This is a genomic window from Hydrocoleum sp. CS-953 (genome assembly GCF_002260545.1).
GTDB lineage: Bacteria > Cyanobacteriota > Cyanobacteriia > Cyanobacteriales > Microcoleaceae > Trichodesmium.
In genome coordinates this window covers 1-3,271 of the sequence record NZ_LGSU01000484.1, presented here as the reverse complement: position 1 = coordinate 3,271, position 3,271 = coordinate 1, and the positions used below count along the sequence as shown (strand labels likewise).

Annotated in this window: 2 protein-coding genes; one reads left to right on the top strand and one right to left on the bottom strand. The window is 33.5% G+C overall.

Going from position 1 to position 3,271, the window contains the following annotated elements; genetic code table 11:
- Positions 1-248: 248 nt before the first annotated feature.
- Positions 249-1,016, bottom strand: coding sequence for a type I methionyl aminopeptidase (gene map, locus AFK68_RS04920; RefSeq protein ID WP_094671828.1), 768 nt, complete (start codon positions 1,014-1,016; stop codon positions 249-251).
- A 374-nt stretch (positions 1,017-1,390) separates the two neighbouring features.
- On the opposite strand from map, the gene AFK68_RS04915 reads away from it, so the two are divergent.
- The gene (locus AFK68_RS04915) at positions 1,391-1,876 is read left to right on the top strand and encodes a glutathione peroxidase (protein ID WP_094671827.1); all 486 of its coding nucleotides are present in this window, start codon (positions 1,391-1,393) and stop codon (positions 1,874-1,876) included.
- Positions 1,877-3,271: the final 1,395 nt, after the last annotated feature.

Genomic DNA, 3,271 nt, shown 5'->3' with positions numbered 1-3,271 from the left:
CACTAATTATCCGGACATGATATAAAGTTTAAACAGCTTAACTAACTGTTCTCTAGACAATTTTTAGTATAGATATAATTACTGACTTAGATACTTTATACTGCTTCAATATCTCACAATTTTTCTCGTCTTTCCTATAATTTTCGCATCGGAAATGCGGAGAATATTGAGCCTCACAAATTACTCATATACTCTTGTGTATATCAAAGATATTTTAGCAGTTACTAAGCGTTCAAGCCAACAGTTAATCACCCCTCATACTGAGTCAATATTTCTACCCCTGTTTCTGTTACTGCCACAGTATGCTCAAACTGTGCTGATAATTTACCATCTTTAGTAATAGCCCTCCAACCATCATCAAGCACCACACCTTCCCAAGTACCCTCATTAATCATTGGTTCAATAGTAAATACCATTCCAGTTCGTAACTTCTTCCCTTTTCCCCTATTACCATAATGAGGAATTTGTGGTGCAGTATGGAAAACATTACTTACACCATGACCAACAAAATCTCTAACCACAGAAAAACCTTCTGCTTCAGCATACTCTTGAATAGCAGCTCCAATATCTCCAATTTTATTTCCTGGCTTAACTTCAGCAATGCCTAAATACATACATTTTTCTGTAACTTCAACTAATTTTTTTGCTAGTGGAGAAGGTTCACCAACAAAAAAAGTTTTAGAAGTATCTCCATGATAACCATCAAGAATTGGCGTCACATCAATATTAATAATATCCCCATCTTTTAAGACTTCTTTCTCATTAGGAATACCATGACAAATGACTTCATTAATACTGGTGCAAATAGACTTAGGAAAACCATGATAACCAAGAGGCGCACTACGGGCGCCATGAGCTTGCGTCCAACGTTCGGCTTCCTCATCTAATTCTAGGGTAGTTACTCCTGGCTTGACAAGAGGTTCAAGATGATGTAATAATTCTGCTGCCAAACGCCCTGCTCGACGCATTTTTTCTATTTCTCTTTTCGATAATAAAACGATAGTTTCAGTTGCCATTGTTTCTTTAATTAATATTCTAGCTATATCGTTTCACGGAAGTCAGAAGTAGTATGGGCGTTAACGTTTGCGGAGCATTCCGATAGAAAAGTTGTGCGTAGCTAATGGCCATTTTGCTGCGCGACAAGTTTGCGGAGCATTCCGTCAGGAAAACGCCCGTACAGAAGTTCAGAAGTGAAAGTTGATAGACTTAAAGTAATGGTCATACACTAATTTCAGCTTATTCTTTCACATCATCAGTTACCAACTATTTGTGACATCTTTAAAGTGAATTAGTATTAGTTTACCATAGTTTGATTCAATCAAAAATATTCTCTCTGTTTACAACTAGAGTGTAAAATTTATAATTATTCAGTTAGAGGTTTTATTTAAAGATGAGTACCACAGTTTCAGATATTACTGTCAAAACTATTAATGGGGAAGAAAAACAATTAGTAAATTATGCTGGTCAGGTTTTATTAATTGTGAATGTAGCATCTTATTGTGGTTACACACCACAATATAAAGGTTTAGAAGAATTAAACCAAAAATATCGTGATGCTGGCTTAAGAATTTTAGGTTTTCCCTGCAATGATTTTGGGGCACAAGAGCCAGGAAGTAATGCAGAAATTGTTGATTTTACTAAGACAAAATATGATGTAAGTTTTGAGTTGTTTGATAAGGTTCATGCTAAAGGTTCTGAGAAACATCCTCTTTATTCTTGTTTGACAAATGCTGTTAATCCTATAGGCGATGTAGCCTGGAATTTTGAAAAATTTGTTGTTAATAAACAAGGAGAAGTTGTTGCTAGATTTAATAGTAGTGTTGCTCCTAATTCACCAGAATTAATTGCTGTTATTGAAGCTGAATTAGCTAAATAATGAAATAAATATATTCAGCAATTAACAATGTTAATGTGACGAGGTGCCGTTTGCGAAGCATTCCGCAGGAAAACAATTAATAATTAATAATTACCCATTCTTTCAAGAAGGGGATTGGCTAAAAGGATTTTTTTTTGATTTATCCCCTTTCAAGGGGAGGCTTTAAACCTTAATTGTTGAATGAATAATTAATTATTGACTATCAACTATTAATTATTCATTATTAACTATTAATTATTAATTATTCTGTAATGTATAGCAATCCTATTAAAGTTGTAAGATTTTCTTGAAAGTTAGGAGTTGGGAGTCATAATTTTAAAGGTTTTCAGCTCAAATTAACTACTATGAAATTTATTGCCGAATTATTAATTATTAATTATTAATAATTAAATAATTCTGGTTTAAAGCCTCCCCTTGGATAGGGGAAAAAGTGCTAGGATATTTCCTCATCTTCAATCAAGAGCGGTTTTAACCAGAGGTAATTATCAATTATCAATTATCAATTATCAATTATTGAAGACCTATTTAGGATTGCTATAGCAATATTACTTGAGTTGTGAGATATTGTAGACTTTTACGAAATAAGAAATAGGGAAGATATAAGAAAGAAAAAACTAATAGATATGGGAATCCTCTAATCGGTTGTAGTATTTTGGTGGTAGGGGCAAATCGCGATTCGCACCTACAAAAGTCATAATTTTAAAGGTTTTCAGCTAATATTTTCCTATATACTGAGCAGTTTTGATTTAGTCAAGCATTTATCAATTATAGAAGGCTTGGTATGACATTTCAATTACCCTAAATAATAGGGTGCATCTCATATTTGCCAAAATACTTTTTCCCTATTCCCTATTCCCTAAAAGCGATAAATTTTTGGCTTTCTTCAAAATTGAGATGCCCCCAAATAATACTGATGATATTTCAATATAGCAATCCTATTTTATCTCAAATCCGTTGGCTTCGGAGTATTATAAGAAACCGGGTTTATGAGATATAGATGTCAGTTATAGTCGGCATTTTATATAAACTCGGTTTCTACGCTTTTTTTTACACCGATACTACCGAATTTGATATTATTCGTGGCAAAAATTTTACTGCTTTTTAGGGAACAGGCAACAGGTAAAAGTTTCAACTTTTTTATTTACTTTTTAATTTGTCGCAACCTATGCCCGGTTTGCTATATATTAAGTAATATAAAATCCGGTTATACAGTAATTGCAAAATTACTTCTTCATTAAGCAAAGTTTTCTATTGAATATGAATTATATAATTTAATAGTTCAAATCCAATATTTCTCCTAACTCCTGTACAGGCGATTTCCGTTTGTCATGCTCCGCATTTCCTGACGGAATGCTCCGCTTTCCATGTCGGCGACAGCCGAAGTGCGTTTGCGGA